The organism is Kitasatospora sp. NPDC051914 (assembly GCF_040680995.1).
Taxonomy (GTDB): Bacteria; Actinomycetota; Actinomycetes; order Streptomycetales; family Streptomycetaceae; genus Kitasatospora.
Map to the genome: position 1 here is coordinate 53,147 of NZ_JBFAXX010000003.1, position 17,636 is coordinate 70,782.

The 17,636-nt window shown below is 75.6% G+C and carries 15 protein-coding genes; 14 read left to right on the forward strand and 1 reads right to left on the reverse strand.

The genetic code is table 11. The features are described 5' to 3' along the window. The first annotated feature begins 248 nt into the window (after positions 1-248). From AB0M03_RS03370 to AB0M03_RS03385, 4 genes are all read left to right on the forward strand, one after another. Positions 249-1,508 carry an MFS transporter gene (locus tag AB0M03_RS03370; protein ID WP_363487871.1) on the forward strand — a complete coding sequence of 420 codons (1,260 nt, stop codon included), beginning with the start codon at positions 249-251 and terminating at the stop codon, positions 1,506-1,508. Between the two features lie 110 nt (positions 1,509-1,618). Next, complete coding sequence (locus tag AB0M03_RS03375) at positions 1,619-2,308, forward strand: metalloregulator ArsR/SmtB family transcription factor (RefSeq protein ID WP_363487873.1); 690 nt, start codon at positions 1,619-1,621, stop codon at positions 2,306-2,308. A 46-nt stretch (positions 2,309-2,354) separates the two neighbouring features. After that, positions 2,355-3,572, forward strand: a complete 1,218-nt coding sequence (locus AB0M03_RS03380) for an aminotransferase class V-fold PLP-dependent enzyme (RefSeq protein ID WP_363487874.1) — start codon at positions 2,355-2,357, stop codon at positions 3,570-3,572. A 128-nt stretch (positions 3,573-3,700) separates the two neighbouring features. Then, positions 3,701-4,231: a CGNR zinc finger domain-containing protein gene (locus tag AB0M03_RS03385; protein WP_363487876.1), complete on the forward strand. Its 531-nt coding sequence runs from the start codon at positions 3,701-3,703 to the stop codon at positions 4,229-4,231. 30 nt (positions 4,232-4,261) lie between these two features. Here the strand turns inward: AB0M03_RS03385 and AB0M03_RS03390 are convergent, their stop codons facing one another. Next, positions 4,262-5,140, reverse strand: coding sequence for a DUF1015 family protein (locus AB0M03_RS03390; RefSeq protein WP_363487878.1), 879 nt, complete (start codon positions 5,138-5,140; stop codon positions 4,262-4,264). 781 nt (positions 5,141-5,921) lie between these two features. Here AB0M03_RS03390 and AB0M03_RS03395 point away from each other — a divergent pair. From AB0M03_RS03395 to AB0M03_RS03440, 10 genes are all read left to right on the forward strand, one after another. Beyond that, the gene (locus AB0M03_RS03395; protein ID WP_363487880.1) at positions 5,922-7,292 is read left to right on the forward strand and encodes a cystathionine beta-synthase; all 1,371 of its coding nucleotides are present in this window, start codon (positions 5,922-5,924) and stop codon (positions 7,290-7,292) included. Between the two features lie 112 nt (positions 7,293-7,404). After that, positions 7,405-8,571 (forward strand): Glu/Leu/Phe/Val dehydrogenase dimerization domain-containing protein, encoded by a 1,167-nt coding sequence (locus tag AB0M03_RS03400; RefSeq protein ID WP_363487882.1) that lies wholly within the window; start codon positions 7,405-7,407, stop codon positions 8,569-8,571. A 143-nt stretch (positions 8,572-8,714) separates the two neighbouring features. Continuing rightward, the gene (locus AB0M03_RS03405; protein WP_363487884.1) at positions 8,715-9,482 is read left to right on the forward strand and encodes an SDR family oxidoreductase; all 768 of its coding nucleotides are present in this window, start codon (positions 8,715-8,717) and stop codon (positions 9,480-9,482) included. 52 nt (positions 9,483-9,534) lie between these two features. Then, a complete protein-coding gene (thrC, locus tag AB0M03_RS03410) occupies positions 9,535-10,812 on the forward strand; it encodes a threonine synthase (protein WP_363488193.1) in 1,278 nt (425 codons plus the stop codon). 71 nt (positions 10,813-10,883) lie between these two features. After that, entirely contained in the window at positions 10,884-11,165 is a 282-nt protein-coding gene (locus tag AB0M03_RS03415) for a MoaD/ThiS family protein (protein ID WP_363487886.1), read from the forward strand. Between the two features lie 214 nt (positions 11,166-11,379). Next, positions 11,380-12,522, forward strand: a complete 1,143-nt coding sequence (locus AB0M03_RS03420) for a Glu/Leu/Phe/Val dehydrogenase dimerization domain-containing protein (protein ID WP_363487888.1) — start codon at positions 11,380-11,382, stop codon at positions 12,520-12,522. 5 nt (positions 12,523-12,527) lie between these two features. Beyond that, the gene (locus tag AB0M03_RS03425) at positions 12,528-13,508 is read left to right on the forward strand and encodes an NAD(P)-dependent oxidoreductase (protein WP_363487890.1); all 981 of its coding nucleotides are present in this window, start codon (positions 12,528-12,530) and stop codon (positions 13,506-13,508) included. Beyond that, positions 13,505-14,647, forward strand: coding sequence for a sulfotransferase (locus AB0M03_RS03430; RefSeq protein ID WP_363487892.1), 1,143 nt, complete (start codon positions 13,505-13,507; stop codon positions 14,645-14,647). The genes AB0M03_RS03425 and AB0M03_RS03430 overlap by 4 nt, the downstream gene beginning before the upstream one ends. Before the next feature lie 49 nt (positions 14,648-14,696). Then, complete coding sequence (locus AB0M03_RS03435) at positions 14,697-15,923, forward strand: ABC transporter substrate-binding protein (RefSeq protein ID WP_363487894.1); 1,227 nt, start codon at positions 14,697-14,699, stop codon at positions 15,921-15,923. Next, entirely contained in the window at positions 15,920-17,626 is a 1,707-nt protein-coding gene (locus tag AB0M03_RS03440; RefSeq protein ID WP_363487896.1) for a thiamine pyrophosphate-dependent enzyme, read from the forward strand. Before AB0M03_RS03435 ends, AB0M03_RS03440 begins: the two co-directional genes overlap by 4 nt. The last annotated feature ends 10 nt before the right edge of the window (positions 17,627-17,636 follow it).

Genomic DNA, 17,636 nt, shown 5'->3' on the forward strand with positions numbered 1-17,636 from the left:
GTCGTCAGGGGCCGGCCCTTCGGGCCGGCCCCTGACGTGCGTCCGTACGGCGGTGCGGGGCGCCGTCTGCCTGCGGGCCGCGGCAAGGACCGCGTCGGCGACCCCGGTGGCGTTCATGCGATTCCGGTGCCTCCCCGGGTCTGGATGCGGGACCCCGCGACGTCTACGATATTCCATGGATTTTTGGAGGATTCCTCCGAACATTCGCCCCGTCAGAACGCCCTCCCAGCCAGCCGAAAGAGCCGCCCGTGACGAGCACCGCCGCCGCGAAGCCCGCCGCACCCGCCTCCGTTGCCGCCGTCCAGCGCCGCGTCCTGACCGTCCTGGTCGTCTCCCAGGTCCTCAGCGGCGCCGGTCTGGCCGCAGGCATCACCGTCGGCGCCCTGCTCGCGCAGGACATGCTCGGCACCACCGGGCTGGCCGGACTGCCCAGCGCGCTGTTCACCGCCGGCAGCGCCCTCGCCGCCATCGCCGTCAGCCGCATCTCGGCGGCCCGCGGCCGCCGCCCCGGACTGGCCGCCGGGTACGCCACCGGCGCCGTCGGCAGCGCGGGCGTCATCGCCGCCGCCGTCACCGAGAGCCCCGCCCTGCTCTTCGCCGCCCTGTTCGTCTATGGCGCCGGCACGGCCACCAACCTGCAGGCCCGCTACGCCGGGGCCGACCTCGCCGAGCCCACCCACCGGGCCCGCGCCGTCTCCACCGTCCTGGTCGCCACCACCCTCGGCGGCGTCGTCGGCCCCACCCTCGCCGCCCCGACCGGCGACCTCGCCCGCACGATGGGCATACCCCGGCTCGCCGGCCCCTTCCTGCTGGCCGGTGTCGCCTACGCGGCCGCCGCCCTGGTGCTCGCGATCCGGCTGCGCCCCGACCCGCTGCTGCTGGCCCGCGCCCTCGACGAGGCCCGGCCGGCGGACCCGGCCGGCACCGCCGCCCCGGCGGACGACCCGGCACCCCGGACGGGCGGCCGGGTCGTGAGCGGCACCCTGGTGATGGTCCTCACCCAGCTCGTCATGGTCGCCGTCATGACGATGACACCCGTGCACATGCACGACACGGGCCACGGGACGGCCGCCTCCGGCCTGGTCATCGCCATCCACGTCGGCGCGATGTACCTGCCCTCGCCGCTGACCGGACGCCTGGTCGACCGCTTCGGGAGCACCGCCCTCGCCGTCGCCTCCGGCATCACCCTGCTCGCCGCTGGCCTGCTGGCGGCCGTCGCACCGGGCGACGGCGTCGTGCTGCTCGCCCTGGCCCTCGCCCTGCTCGGCCTCGGCTGGAACTTCGGCCTGGTCTCCGGCACCGCGATCATCACCGACGCCGTACCGCTCGCCACCCGCGCCAGGACCCAGGGCATGGTGGACGTCGCCATCGCGGTGTCGGGCGCCACCGGCGGCCTGGCCTCGGGCGCCGTCGTCGACATGGCCGGGTACCCGGCCCTCGCCCTGGGCGGCGGACTCCTCGCGCTGGCCGTCCTGCCCGCCGTCGCCGCGACCGCCCGCGGCCGCTGAGCCGGGGGCGCCGAGCCGGGCCGCTGAGCCGGGGGCGCAGCCGAGGCCGATCACCGGACGGACCCGGTACCATATTCCATGGATTCATGGATTAACGAGTGGAGGATGCCATGCCGCAGACCGCCACGGCCGGCACGAAGGCACAGCTGTACGACGCGTTCGCCGCCAGCGGGAAGGCGCTGGCCAGCGGCAAGCGCCTGGAGCTGCTCGACCTGCTCGCCCAGGGCGAGCGCACGGTGGACGCCCTGGCGAAGACCGCCGGGCTGAACCTCACCACCGCTTCCGCCCACCTCCAGGCGCTCAAGCAGGCCGGCTTCGTCACCACCCGCCGTGAGGGCGTGCGCATCCACTACCGGCTCTCCGGCGAGGACGTGGGGCAGCTGCTGGCCCTGCTGCGCAAGGTCGCCGAACGCCACCAGGCCGCCGTGCCCGCCGCACTGGACGCCTACCTCGGAGAGGACGGCGCCCGCGAGGTCGGCCACGAGGAGCTGAGCGCCCGCGTCGAGGCCGGCGACCTCGTCCTGCTGGACGTCCGCCCGCTCGAGGAGTACCTGGCCGGCCACATCCCCGGCGCCCTCTGCATCCCCGTCGACCAGCTCGCCGGCCGGATCGGCGAACTGCCCGAGGACACCGAGGTCGCCGTCTACTGCCGCGGCGAGTACTGCGTGCTCGCCTACGACGCCGTCCGCCTGCTCACCGAACGGGGACGGCGGGCCGTCCGCCTCAACGACGGCATGCTGGAGTGGCGCCTCGCCGACCTCCCCGTCACCGAGGGCCTCCAGGGGTACGCGCTCCCCTGAACGACCACCCGAGCACCCTTCGAACACCACCGGACGGACCCGCGACGTGACCCCTGCACCGCGCCCCCTGCTCCTGCCGGACGGCCGGCCCGCCGCCGAGGCGTGGACCCTGGACCCGGCGATGAAGCACCTCAACCACGGCTCGTTCGGTGCGGTGCCGCTGGCCGCCCAGCAGGAGCAGCAGCGGCTGCGCGAGCAGATGGACCGGGCGCCGGTGGTGTGGTTCCCGGCGCTGCCCGGCCGGGTGGCCGCCGCACGGGCCGCCGTCGCCGGGTTCCTGCGCGTACCCGCCGGCGACCTGGCCCTGGTGCCCAACGCCAGCGCCGGGGCCAGCGTCGTGTACGGCAGCCTGCCGCACCGGCCCGGGGGCGAGGTGGTGGTCACCGACCACGGCTACGGCGCCGTCACCATGGGCGCCGAGCGGCTGGCCCGCCGCTGGGGCGGCACCGTCCGCACGGCACGGGTGCCGCTGGACGCCGGCCCGGAGGAGGCCGCGGCGGCGGTGCTCGCCGAGGTCACCGACCGGACGGGCCTGATCGTGCTGGACCACATCACCTCGGCGACCGCCCGCTGGATGCCCGTCGCGGCGGTCGGCGCCGCCGCCGGGGAGCGCGGCGTCCCGCTGCTGCTCGACGGGGCGCACGTGCCCGGCCTCGCCGAGGACCCGCTCGACGGGCTGGAGTTCGACGTGTGGGTGGGCAACCTGCACAAGTTCGGCTGCGCGCCGCGCGGCACCTCCGCGCTGGTGGCCCGCTCCGAACTGCGGCACCGGCTGTACCCGTTGATCGACTCCTGGGCGGCCCGCGAGCCGTTCCCGGAGCGGTTCGACACCCAGGGCACGACCGACGCCACCGGCTACCTGGCGGCCCCCGTCGCCCTCGACCTGGTCGAGCGCACCTGGGGATGGGAGACCGCCCGCGACTACCTGGGCGAACTCGCCGACTACGCCGAGCAGATCATCGGCGCGGCCTTCTCGGACGCCACCGGTGGACCCGCCGCGGTGGACGTCGGCATGCCGGTCAACGCCCTGCGGCTGGTCCGGCTGCCGGACGGCCTGGCGCCCGACCGGATCGCCGCCGACGCGCTGCGCGACCGGGTCGCGGCCGAACTGGGCGTCGAGGCGGCGTTCACCAGCTTCGGCGGCACCGGCTACTTCCGGCTGTCCACCCACGTCTACAACACGCCCGAGGACTACGAGTACTTCGCCGACCGGTGCGTACCCGCCCTCACCGCCTGGGCCGGGAACGGCCGGACGGAAGGCTGAGCCCTCCGGCGGCCCGCACGGTCTCCGGAGGGGCCCCTGCTACAGTGGCGGGCCGGGGTGCCGGCCGCCGATCCGCGGCCCGGCCCACCCCGTTCCGGTACACACAGAGCGATCGCGGGGCGGGGCCGGTGGACGATCTGGAGCTGGCGGTCAAGCTGGTCAACACGGTCTACGCGCTGGCCGATCCGCCGGACAGCCTGACCGACGTCTCGCGCTACCGCCACGAACTCGTCCGGCTCGGCGAGCCCGGACTCGCGGCCGAGCTGACCGCCGCCGATCTCGAACCGCTGCGGATGCTGCGCGAGCGGCTGCGCGGGGTCTTCCACGCGGGGACACCGGCCGAGGCCGCCGTGCTGCTCAACGGCCTGGTGCGGGAGGCGAACGCGGTGCCGCAGCTGCTGCCCGACGGGCGGGGCGGGGCCCGGATCGACTGGGGCTCCGACCGCCACGGCTACTCCGCGCTCGCCGCCCGCCTGCCGGGCGCCCTGGTCTCCTTCGTCGCGGACAAGGGCGTGCGCCGGCTCGGCATCTGCGCCGCCGCGCCGTGCGAGTGCGTCTTCGTCGACCGCACCCGGCCGGGCAACCGGCGCTTCTGCTGCGACGCCTGCAACGACCGGGCCGCCGCCGCGGCCTACCGCGACCGCCGCCGAGCGGGCTGACCCGGTCCCGCTCGGCGGGCGGCCGGTCGCTCACGTCCGGTGCAGCGCCCGGACGACCAGCCCCGTAGCAGGGTGCGGCACGGCGGGTGCGCCGCCGGGGGCCACCACCAGGACGAGCCCGGCGCCGCCTCCCGGAATGCGCCAGTCCCGCAGCCGGTGGTAGGCGAGGTAGCGGTGCCCGCCGTCGGCGACGACGGCCTGACGGTCGGCCAGACATCGCCGGATCTCGGCCAGTTCCGGCTGCCGCTGCACGGCCCAGATCCGGTGGTCGGCGCCGTCCGCCGTCCGGACGGCCGCCAGCGGGGTCCGATCGGCCAGTTCCGCGACGGCCCGCAGGGCCGGGCCGGCCCCGTCGTGCCGCAGGACGACCGGTTCGGTCTGGGCTCCGACCACCCGCATCCGCGCGAGTTCGCGGTCGGCGCGGGCCGGGTCCGCCGCGGCGCCCGGCCCGGCGGCCGGGAACACGACCCCCGTCCGGCCCGGCGCCAGGGGCAGTTCGCCGTACAGCCCGCGCCAGCGGCCGGCCGGCCCGTCCTGCTCGTAGAGGTACAGCGCCGGCTCCGGGTCCTGGCGCAGGACGCCGCCGGCCACCCAGGCCCGGTAGCAGCGGGAGGCGCGCTCCCAGCGCTCGGCCGCACCGGCGGCGGCACCGCGGGCCGTACCGGCGTCGTCGGGCTGCAGCAGGTGCAGGACGCTGTGCAGTCCGTCCGCCCGGTGGCGGCGGGCCTGCCCGGTGGTGAGCGTGTCGGCGGCCGGCGCGACCGCGGAGTGCAGCGGTACGGCGGCGGGGTCGTAGCGCAGCGCGCGGAACGGCAGCAGCGGGATCCCCGGCTCCGGCAGGGGCGGCCGGGGCGCGGCGGAGTGCGCGGCAGGCTGTGCGGTTGCGGGCGGGAACGAACGGGTCGGCATCGCGGCCTCCGTGGCGATCGGGGTCGGGCGAGCGGATGGGGCGGGCAGCTGCGGGCGGGACCACTGTCCGTGCGTGGCTTGCGGGCTGCGGCCGTTCGGCGAAAGCAGGGCGCAGGGCACGCGGAACGGCGCCGGGAGTGGGCGCCGAAGGCCGGTGAGCAGGCCCTCGGACGGCCCGTGGCATCGGAGTTCCGGACATCGGCCGGGGCCGGGACGACGGTGGCGCGCGGCAGGTGCCGGCGCCCGCGGGGGTGCGGGGGCAGCGTAACCGGGCCGCACTCCGCCGACCAGAGCGCGCCGGGCAAGGGCGTCGGCACTCCGGCCAATCCCCGGGTGCACGGCGCGCAGCCGCCGGACCGGCGGAACGTCAGGTCAGCACGGCAGCGGGGCGGGCCCGTCCCGGCGGCGGTCACCGGCTCCGCGAGCGGCGTCCGATCGGCGATGCCGATCGGTCCGTTGACCCAAGCGGAATGTTCCTCCTACAGTCGATCGCATCATCAGCTAGATACAGTTAGCAAGTGGCGAACTCGCTTGGAGTTCGAGAAATCTCGAACACAAGACATGCCCTAATGCTTGATAGCAAGTGAAATCGTCGCCGTACCGGAGAGCCCGGGGCGAACGGTCGGACAGCTCGTCCGCCGTAGACCCGGTCCCGGCAGCGGCCCGCCCGTGACCGGGTACCGCAGCGCCCCGGGGTGCGGGCGGTGCGGCCCGGCGCGATTCCCGTCAGGCGCATCCGTCGTCCGTCCGGCAAGGCCATGACCAGTCCGGGAGCCATGACATGCAGTTCGCTGATTCGATCCTCGACGCGGTCGGTGACACGCCGTTGGTCCGTCTCCGACATGTCGTCGACACCAGAGCGCTGGTGCTCGCCAAGGTCGAGTACCTCAACCCCGGCGGGTCCGTGAAGGACCGCATCGGGCTCGCCATGCTCGACGCAGCCGAGCGCTCCGGCGCGATCCGCCCCGGCGGCACCATCGTCGAGCCGACCTCCGGCAACACCGGCATCGGTCTCGCGATGGCCGCCCAACAGCGCGGCTACCACTGCGTCTTCGTCGTCCCCGACAAGGTCAACGAGGACAAGCAGGCGGTACTGCGGGCGTACGGGGCGCGCGTGGTGGTCTGTCCGACCGCCGTGCCGCCCGACCATCCCGACAGCTACTACAGCGTCTCCGACCGCCTGGCCCGGGAGATCCCCGGCGCCTGGAAGCCCGACCAGTACGCCAACCCGGCCAACCCCCGCGCCCACTACGCCTCGACCGGCCCGGAGATCTGGCGCCAGACCGAGGGCCGGATCACCCACTTCGTGGCCGGTGTCGGTACCGGAGGGACCATCAGCGGCACCGGACGCTTCCTCAAGGACGCCTCCGCCGGGGCGGTCCGGGTGATCGGCGCCGACCCGGAGGGCTCGGTGTACTCGGGCGGCGACGGCCGGCCGTACCTGGTGGAGGGCGTCGGCGAGGACATCTGGCCGGGCAACTTCGACCGGTCCGTGTGCGACGAGGTCCTCGCGGTCAGCGACCACGAGGCCTTCGCCACCACCCGGGCGCTGGCCCGCCGCGAGGGCCTGCTGGTGGGCGGCTCCTCCGGTCTGGCGGTCGCCGCCGCGGCCAGGGCCGCCCGCGACCTCGGCCCGGACGACGTCGTGGTCGTGCTGCTGCCGGACGGCGGCCGCGGCTACCTCTCCAGGATCTTCAACGACACCTGGATGGACGCCCACGGCTTCGGCGACGCCACCGAGGGCGACCTGCGGGTGCAGGACGTGCTGCGGGCCAAGCGGGACGCGCTGCCGCTCCTGGTCTTCGCCCGTCCGCAGCAGACCGTCGCCGAGTCGATCGACCAGATGCGGCGGCACGGCATCTCGCAGCTGCCGGTCATGCTCGACCGCCACCCGGCCAACATCGCCGAAGTGGTCGGCTCGGTCACCGAGTCGGACCTCTTCGACGGCCTCTCCTCCGGGCGGATCTCCTCCGCCGACCCGGTGCGGGCCCACATGTCGGCACCGCTGCCATTCGTCGGCGCGGCCGAGCCGGTCGCCACCGCGATCGGCGCCCTGAGCCGGCACCCCGCCGTCATCGTCGCGGACGAGGGTCGCTCCAGCGACATCCTCACCCGCCACGACCTGCTCGGCTTCCTGACCGCACACGCGTGACCGGGCAGGCCCGGCCCGGGCTCCGGCGAGGAGCCCCTCCGACCGCACCACCCCGCCCACCGGGCGGGCCCACAGCAGCACCCGTTCCCATCCCGAACCGAAGGAGCACAGCATGAAGATCCGTGTGTTCGTCGACAACGACGAGGCCGACCTGCACGCCTTCGTCATCGTGGACAGCCTCGCGCAGGGACGCGCCATGGGCGGCACCCGGATGACCCCGGGCGTCACGCCCGACGAGGTCGCCGAGCTCGCCCGCAAGATGACGATGAAGCTGGCGCTCGCCGGGCTGGACATCGGCGGCGCCAAGGCCGGCATCGTCTGCGGGCTGCCGCTCGGCCCCGAACGCGACCGCGTGCTGGCCGAGTTCGGCAAGGCCGTCTCCCCGCTGCTGCACGGCGGCCTGTACCTGGGCGGCGACCAGGGCGTCTCGCACCGCGACCGCGACGTCTTCTTCGACGCCGCCGGCTTCGACGCCACCCTCGCCACCGACTCCACCGGCCTGCCCTGCAGCTGGCCCGAACTGTGGAAGAAGTGCTCGGACGTCACCGGCTTCGGCGTCTGCGAGGGCATCGACCAGGGTGTCGACACCCTCGGCATCCGCGGCGAGTGTCGCACCGTCGCCGTCCAGGGCTTCGGCTGCGTCGGCAGCGCGGTCGCGGCGGGTCTGTCCGCCCGCGGCTTCACCGTCGTCGCGGTGGCCGACCGCGAGGGCACCGTCAGCCACCCGGACGGCCTGCCGCTGGAGGCCCTGTTCGCCGCCACCGACAGCGCCGGCACCATCGACCGCAGCCGGCTGCCGGAGGGCCTGACCCTCGACCCGACGCCGGACGCCTGGCTCGACGTGGACGCCGACGTGCTGGTGCTCGCCGCGGGCGGCGACGCGATCACCGAGGCCAACGCCGACCGGGTTCGGGCCCGCATCGTCGCCGAGGGCGGCAACTGCACCTGCACCCCGGGGGCGCAGCGGGCCCTCGCCGCGCGTGGCGTCAAGGTGCTGCCGGACATCGTCGTCAACACCGGTGGTGCGGCCGTCACCGCGCTGCTCCTCACCGGCGAGGCGCCCGCCGAGGCGATGGCCGACGCCGACACGCTCACCGCCTGGCTCTACCGCGAGGTCGGCCGCCGCATCCGCCGCAGCACCGACCGGTTGCTCGAGTTCGCGGAGAGCAGCGGCCTGCAGCTGATGGACGCCGCCGCCGAGCTCGCCGACCGCAGGCTCGCCGAGCGGGAGACCGCCGGGACCGCCGGCGGCCGCACCACCGCGCTCAGCCTGGTCTGACCCGGGGCCGCCGTCGCGGGGGCGGTGCCGCTCCCGCCCCCGCGACCGGCTGGCCGGCCGGCCACCACACCACCACACCACCACACCACCGCACCACCACGACCACGACCACGACCACGACCACGACGGACGAGGAGAGCACCGTGCGCTTCACCGACAAGGCCCTGCTCATCACCGGCGGCACCGCCGGCATCGGGCTGCGCACCGCCGAGCGGGCGCTCGCCGAGGGCGCGCGGGCCGTGGTCGTCACCGGACGCGACGCGGGCCGCGGTGCGGAGGCCGTCCGCCGGCTCGGCGACCGCGCGCACTACCTGCCGCAGGACGTCACCGACGAGCACCGCTGGGAGGAGGTGCTGAAGGAGGCGGAGGCGGTCGGCGGCCCGCTGGACGTCCTGGTCAACAACGCCGGCCACGCGGGCACCGAGGAGCGCCAGGACCCGGAGCACATGTCGCTGGCCGAGTGGCGGCGGCTGACCGCCAGCAACCTGGACAGCGTCTTCCTCGGCTGCCGGGCCGCGATCCGGGCGATGCGGGGGCGCGGCGGCGCGATCGTCAACCTCTCGTCCACCGCCGGCCTGGCGGGCACGCCCGCCTTCGCCGCCTACGGCGCGGCCAAGGCCGCGGTCGCCCATCTGACCCGTTCGGTGGCGCTGTACTGCGCGCGCAGCGGCTACCCGATCCGCTGCAACTCCGTCCACCCGGCGCTGGTCGGGACCGACCTGCGCGACCGCATCCTCGACCACTTCCACCCCGACCGGGAGACCGCCCTGGCCGGCTACCTGGCCCGGGTGCCGCTCGGCACCCTCGGCACCACGGACGACGTGGCCGCCGCCGTCCTCTACCTCGCCTCCGACGACGCCGCCTACGTCACCGGCACCCAGCTGGTGGTCGGCGGCGGCCTGGGCAGCTGACCCGCTCCGCGTTCCCGCAGACCCCGAGGAGAAGCCCGTGAGCACCATCGACCTGAGCCCGACCGCCCTTCCGACCACGTCTCCCGCCCTCCGCGCCCCCGCGCGCAGGCCCGACCTCGGGCCCGCCACGGCCCTGGCCTGTCGCGAGTGCGGCAGCCGGTACGAGCTGGGCGCGCTGTACGTCTGCGCCGAGTGTTTCGGCCCGCTGGAGGTGGCGTACGAGTTCCGGGGCGTGACCCGGGAGTCGATCGAGGCCGGGCCGGCGAGCATCTGGCGCTACCGGGGCCTGCTGCCGGTGCCCGAGGACGTCGCCGCCACCCGGAACACCGAGCCCGGCTGGACCCGCCTGGTGCGGGCCGACAACCTGGCCCGCGAGCTGGGGATGCGCGAGCTGTGGATCAAGGACGACTCCGGCAATCCGACGCACTCGTTCAAGGACCGCGTGGTCGCGGTCGCCCTGGCGGCGGCCCGCGAGCTCGGCTTCTCGGTGCTGGCCTGCCCGTCGACCGGCAACCTGGCGAACGCGGTCGCCGCGGCCGCAGCCCGTGCGGGCATCCGCTCGGTGGTGCTGGTGCCCGCCGACCTGGAGCAGGCGAAGATCGTCACCACCGCGGTCTACGGCGGCACCCTGCTGGCCGTCCGCGGCGACTACGACGACGTCAACCGGCTCGCCTCCGAGCTGTCCGGCGAGGAGGACTGGGCCTTCGTCAACGTCAACGTCCGCCCGTACTACGCGGAGGGCTCCAAGACGCTCGGCTACGAGATCGCCGAGCAGCTCGGCTGGCGGCTGCCGGAGCAGGTCGTGGTGCCGGTCGCCTCGGGCTCGCAGCTCACCAAGGTGGACAAGGCCTTCGGCGAGCTCTCCCGGCTCGGCCTGGTGGAGGAGCGGCCGGTGCGGGTGTTCGGTGCCCAGGCCGGCGGCTGCGCCCCGGTGGCGACCGCCTTCAAGGAGGGCCGGGACGCGATCCGGCCGGTGCGGCCCCGCACCATCGCCAAGTCGCTCGCCATCGGCAGCCCCGCGGACGGCCCGTACGCGCTCGACGTGTGCCGCCGCACCGGCGGCGCGGTCGAGGACGTGACGGACGACGAGATCCGTGACGCGATCCGGCTGCTCGGCCGCGCCGAGGGCGTGTTCGCCGAGACGGCCGGCGGGGTCACCCTCGCCACCCTCCGCAAGCTGCTGCGCGAGGGCCTGCTCGACCCGGATGCGACGACCGTGCTGCTCAACACCGGTGACGGCCTGAAGACGCTGGACGCGGTGTCGCCGCTGGTCGGCCCGACCGCGGAGATCGACCCGACGCTGGCCGCCTTCCGCGCCGCCGGCCTCTGACCGGCACCGCACACACCCGACCGCACGCATCCGACCGCCGCACCGCACCGACCCGTCCGAGGAGGACCCGCATGACCGTCAACGTCCGCATCCCGACCATCCTCCGCACGTACACCGGCGGCGCCGGGGAGGTGAGCGTCGCCCCGGTCGGCGCCACCGTCTCCGACGTGCTGACCGCGCTGGACGGCGACTACCCCGGCATCACCGCCCGCGTCCTCGACGAGCAGGGTGCGCTGCGCCGGTTCGTCAACCTGTACGTCGACGAGGACGACATCCGGATGCTCGACGGGCTGTCCACCGGCACCCGGCCGGGAGCCCTGGTGTCGATCATCCCGGCCGTCGCCGGCGGCTGAGCCCGGAGCCCGACCTGGGGCGTCAGATTCAAAAAACTGTTTGAATCTGACGCCCGACCACTCGACCCTCCATCGAAGAATCCGATAGCAGGAGCACAAGGCGACCGTATCGCTTGACGGCCGGTCAGCCCGGCCCTAGCTTTCCATCAGAAGCTAAAACTCATTAGGACATGACGACAACACATCCTTCCCACACCCCGGCAGAGGAGCAGTCATGACAGGGAACCCCGGACGCCCGCCGGGCGGCGGCCCCTCGCCCCTGCTGGCGACCTCCCTCACCTCCCCCGCCGACGGCCTCACCGGCTGGGTCGTGGTCGACTCCCTGGTCGACGGCGCCGCCATGGGCGGCACCCGGATGACCGGCACCGTCACCGAGGCGGAAGTCACCCGCCTCGCCCGGGCGATGACCACCAAGCTCGCCCTCGCCGGGCTGCCCATCGGCGGCGCCAAGGCCGGGCTCCGCTCCCCCGGCAACCGGCCCGGCGACCGCGAGCGCGCCCTGCGCGCCTTCGGCCGGTCCGCGGGCCCGCTGCTGCGCGGCGGTGTCTACCTCGGCTGCGACCTCGGCACCCGCCACTCCGACCGCAACCTCTTCTTCACCGAGGCCGGCTACGACGCCCGCCGGATCGCCCGCACCCCGCGGCTGCCCGCCGACTGGGCGGAGCTCTGCGGCCGGCTCACCGACATCACCGGCAGCGGGGTGGCCGTCGCCGCCCTCACCGCCGCCCGCGACCGGCTCGGCGACCGGCCGTGCCGGGTCACCGTCCAGGGCTTCGGCACCGTCGGCCGGGCGGTCGCCCGCACCCTCGAGCGGCACGGCCACCGGGTGGTCGCCGTCGCCGACGCGTACGGCACCGTGCACGACCCGGACGGCCTGCCGGTCGACCGCCTCGCCGCCGCCACCGACCACGCGGGCACCATCGCCCGCGAGGCCCTGCCGGACTCCGTCGCACGCTACGGCGGGCTGGAGGCCTGGCTCGACATCGACACCGACGTCCTGGTGCTCGCGGCCACCGGCGACGCCGTCCGCGGCGACACCGCGGACCGGGTCCGGGCGCGGGTCGTGGTCGAGGGCGGCAACCTCTGCTGCACGCCCGAAGCGGCCGCCCGACTGGCCGAACGCGGCATCACCCTGGTGCCGGACGTCGTCGCCAACGTCGGCGCCGCCGCGGCCGTCGGCGCGCTGCTCACCGGCCGCGCACCGGCCGGCCTCACCACCGACGCCCTCGTGCACAGCCTCTTCGACCTGGTCGCCGGGACCGTGCGGCGCAACACCCGGGACGTCCTGGAGATCACCGGCGCCGGCGGCACCGACCCCGTGCCCGCCCTGCTCGCCCACCGCAGGAAGGCGGCCTGAGCCCGATGACGACCGCACTCACCGCCGGCACGGCACCCGCCACCGGCTGGCACGACCTCGACGTCCGCCTCGCCCACAGCAAGATGGCGCCCAAGCTGCTGCCCGTCCTCGAGGGGGCGCCCGGCATCCGGCTGCACGTCTCGGAGACGGTGACCGCGGACGACGCCGACGTGCTCGTCGGCTTCCAGTTCCCGCCCGGCAGCCTGGCCGGTCTCGAACGGCTGCGCTGGCTCCACCTGACCGGCACCGGCACCGACCACCTCGCCGCCGCAGGCCTGCGCCCGGACGTCCTGGTCACCAACTCCGCGACGGTGCCGGTCACCGCCGTCGCCGAGTACGCCCTGGCCGGCCTGTTCACCCTGCTCAAGGACGTGCCGGAGCTGGTCGGCCGCAGCGACGCCCCCTGGTACCGCTCGGACGCCGTCCTGCTCGCCGGCAGCACCGTCGCGGTGGCCGGGGCGGGCCGGATCGGTCGCGCCCTCGTGGAGCGGCTCGCCGCCCTGGGCGCCCGGCCGGTCGCCGTCACCCGCACCGGTGAGGTGCCCGTGCCCGGCGCCGTCCGCACCGTGGCGGCGGACCGGCTCGCCGCCGAGGCCGCCGGCTTCGACCACCTGGTCGCCTGCCTGCCGGGCACCCCGCAGACCCGCGGGCTGATCGGCGCCGACGTCCTGGCCGCGCTGCCCGCGCACGCCGCCGTCGTCAACGTCGGACGCGCCGAGACCGTCGACAACGCCGCCCTGCACGCCCTGCTGCGGGCCGGCCGGCTGCGCGGCGCCTTCGTCGACGTCCACGACGCCGAACCGCTGCCCGCCGACGACCCGGTGCACGCGGTGCCGCGGCTGGTCGTCTCCCCGCACCGCGCCTTCGCCTTCCCCGGCGAGCCCGCCGAGGTCGCCCGGACGCTCCTGGCGAACCTGGACGACCTCCGCGCCGGCCGCACCCCGCGCGACCTCACCCCCTGGCCCAGCGAAAGGAACGCGTCATGACGACCGCAGCCGCACCGGCGGGCCGCACGAACCCGGCGGCGGCCGCCGGCCCCGCACCCTTCACCGAGGCCCTGCACCGCTTCGCCGGTGCCCTCCGGGACGAGGCCCGGCTCCGGCCCGAGGACGTCCAGCCGGTGTGGCGCTCGGTGCTGCGCTCCCAGGAGGTGCTGGCCGACACCGCCGCCCTGCACACCGCCGACCCCTCCCTCGGCCGGCTCGACCTGAACGGGCCGGTGTTCGTCATCGGCTTCCTGCGCACCGGCAGCACCCTGCTGCACAACCTGCTCGGCCTGCACGAGGACCTGCACAGCCCGCTGCTGTGGGAGCTCACCAGCCACACCGACGCCGTCCGCAGCCCGCACGCCCACGACCGCCTGCGCAGCCGGGCCCAGGAGTACGTCGAGGACTACTACCGCAAGGCCCCGGACCTGCCGACCATCCACTACATCGACGCCGGCCGCCCCGACGAGTGCCACCGGCTGCTCGCCAACACCTTCCACAGCATGGTGCTGGAGATGCGCTACCGGGTGCCCTCCTACGGGGAGTGGCTGCACCGGCAGAGCCTCGCCGAGCCGTACCGCTGGCACCGCAGCCAGCTGCAGACCCTGATGAGCCTGCACCGGCAGGACGACGGCACCCTGCCGGTACCCGTCCTCAAGTGCCCCTTCCACACCTGGTTCCTGCCGGACCTCGTGCAGGCCCACCCCGACGCCCGCTTCATCCACCTGCACCGCGACCCGGTCGAGGTGGTCGGCTCCACCGCCAGCCTGTGCCGCACCCTGCGCGGCGCCCGCAGCGACGAGGTCGACACCAAGGAGATCGGCGACCAGTGGTTCGGCCGGATCACCGGCCTCTCCCAGCAGCTCGCCGACGACCGCGACGGCCTGGTCGCCGGCCGCCCGGTGCTCGACATGCCGTACGAGCGGCTGGTCGGCGACCCGCAGGCGGCGATGCGGCAGATCTGCGCCTTCGTCGGCGTGCCGTACACCGCCGGGTTCGCCGCCGCGGTCGACGACCACCTGCGCGACCGGCCCGCCCGGGCCCGCGGCCGGCACGTGTACCGCCTCGAGGACTTCGGGCTCACCGCCGACACCGTCACCGGCGCCACCGCCGACTACCGCAAGCGCTTCGGCGTCTGACCCGCCGCCCGCACCCCGCACCCACCGCCCCGACCAGGAGGAGCCCACCGTGTCCCTGTCCTACGAGGCCGCCGAACGGGCCGCCGAGCTGATCGAGCAGCAGAACCGCACCGCCGGGGAACACGCCCTGCCCGTCGGCGTCCTCACCCCGCTCACCCTGCCGGGCGACCCGGTGGCCGGCGAACTGTGCGTCCGCGGCGCCGTGCTCGGCGCCCGCTACGCCGCCGAGTACGGCATCGGCGACGGCGTCCGCCTCTTCCTCGCCGACGACCAGATCGGCGCCGACCGGGAGCACATGTCCCGCACCGCGGTCGGCGGCCTCGGCAAGCTCGCCTTCGTCGACCGGGTGAGCGCGCTGATCGGCCAGTGGCACCTGCGCACCACGCCCACCGTGGCCGCCGCCGCGGAGGAGATGGGCCTGCCGACCTTCATCGAGAACGGCCACAACACCGTCAACCTCGGCCGCCGGCACGTCTTCCGCACCTACTTCTCGATCGCCGACCGGGCCCCGCTGATGGCCGGCTTCATCCGCAAGCAGGGCTGGCGGCGGATCGCCCTGGTCGCCGCCGACACCGTCTTCGGGCAGATGCTCGCCGACACCCTGCAGCAGACCCTGGTCGACACGGTCGAGGGCGTCGAGGTGCTGCGGATCGACTTCCCGCAGGACGGCGTCACCGACCTCGACGCGCAGCTCGGCGAGGTCGCCGCGTTCGGCCCCGACCTGCTGCTCAACGCGGCCGTGGTGCGCACCAACTACATGGTGATCGCCTCCGCGGTGGCGGCCGGCGTGCTGCCGGGCGTGCCGATGATGGTGTGCTTCCCCTTCCCGATGCGCTCGCAGGACTACTGGGCGCTGGCCGGCGAGGCCGGCGCGGGCGTGGTCTGGCCGGCCACCCGGTTCAGCCCCGACTGGCCGGGCCTGAGCGAGGTCGGCCGCTGGTTCGTCGAGACGTACGAGGCCGAGTTCGGCAGCGCCCCGCCGGACAACGCACTGAACGCCTTCACCGACGTGGTGGTGCTCGCCCAGGCCGCCCGGGCCGCCGGCAGCACCGACCGCGCCGAACTGCAGAAGGCGCTGGAGGGCGGCACCTTCGACACCTGGCGCGGCCCGGTCACCTTCACCTGGACGGAGGAGACCGGCCACCACGACACCCCGGAGATCGTGCTGATGCACTACCGGCACACCGGGGACAGCGCCCAGGACGCCGTCGTCGTCTGGCCGCCCGAGTCCGCCACCGGGGACTACCTCGACCCGTCCACGGCGGTGCGGCGATGACCGCCGCGGCACCCGTCCGCCCGGGGACGGCCACCCGCCCGACCACGGCCCGCACCACCGTCGCCCACGCCGTGCTGCGGTTCCTGCGCGGCACGCTCGGCGTCGACCGGCTGTTCACCGTGCCCGGCGAGGCCTTCCTCCCGCTGCTGGACGCCGCGGGCGGCGACGACGCACTGACCGTCGTCACCACCCGGCACGAGAGCGGCGCGGCCTTCGCCGCCCTCGCCGACGCCCGGCTGACGGGCCGTCCGGCCGCCGTCGCCGTCAACCGCTCGCCGGGCGCCACCAATGCCAGCATCGCCCTGGACGCCGCCACCGCCGACCCCACACCGCTGCTGCTGGTCGTCGGCGGCGCCGACCGCGGCACCGACCCCGTCCTCGGCTTCCAGGGCACCGACATCGCGGCACTGCTCGGCGGGATCGCCCCCGTGGTCGTGCTGGACGACCCGGAGTCGCTGCCCGCCGCGTTCGCCCGGATCGCCCGGGCGCTGCGCGGGCCCGTCCCCGGCCCGGCCGTGCTGGTCGTCCCCGAGGACCTGTGGGACGAGCGGGCCGAGGTGCCGGAGGCCGACCGGCCGCTGCCGCCGCGGGCCGCACCGCCCGCCGCCGCACCGCCCGCCGCCGACCGCGTCCGCGACCTGCTGGCCGCGGCCGAGCGCCCGGTCGTGCTGGCCGGCCGGCTGCTGCGCCGCGGCGGCGCCGCGGGCGCGCCGGGCTCGGCACTCGGCCGGTTCGCGACCGCCGCCGGCGTGCCGGTGCTGCTCGGCAACAAGCAGCAGGACCTGCTGGACAACCGCCACCCGCACTACGCCGGCCACCTGCACCTCGGCACCCCGGCCGCGACCCGGGCCCGGTTGGCCTCCGCCGACCTGGTGGTGCTGCTCGGCGACCTCCCGGACGAGGTACACCTGGCGGGCTGGCACGGCGCCGGCACCCGGCTGGTCACCGTCCACCCGGACCCGCGCGGCCCGGGCGAACTGCTCGCCGCCGACCCGCTCGCGGTGCTCGCCGACCTCGCGTCCGGCGACGCCGGCGGCCCGGTCGGCGCCCCGGCGGCGGCCGCCCGGGAGGAGTGGCGCGCCGGCTGGCGGGCCCTGGAGGACACGCTGGCCGTGGCCGAGCCGCGGCCCCGCGAGGACGGCGTGGACTTCGCCGAGGTCGCCGCCGCGCTCGACCGGCGGCTGCCCGACAACGCGGTCCTCACCCTGGACGCGGGCAACTTCAGCAGCTGGATCCACCGCCACGTCCGGCTGCGCGCCGGGCAGCGGCTGCTCGCCCTGGCGGGCGGCTCGATGGGCTTCGGGGTGCCCGCCGCGCTCGCCGCGGCGCTGCGCTGCCCCGACCGCACGGTGGTCGCCGTCGTCGGCGACGGCGGGGTGCTGATGACCGGCAACGAGCTGGCCGCGGCCCGCGCCGCCGGCCGCCGGCCCGTGGTGATCGTCGCCGACAACGGCAGCTACGGGACCATCCAGGCGCATGCCGCGCGGCGCGGCGCCGGCCACGACTGCGCGACCTCCCTGGCCAACCCCGACCTGGTGCTGTGGGCCCGCTCGTTCGGCCTGCCCGCCGAGTCGGTGGCCCATCCGCACCTGGTCGGCCCGGCCGTCCGCCGGGCGCTGGCCTCCCGCGACGGATACCTCCTGCACGTCCGCACCAGCCTGCAGGCCGTGCACGCCAACTTCGACCTGCCGTCCGACTGTTAGGAGAGATCCC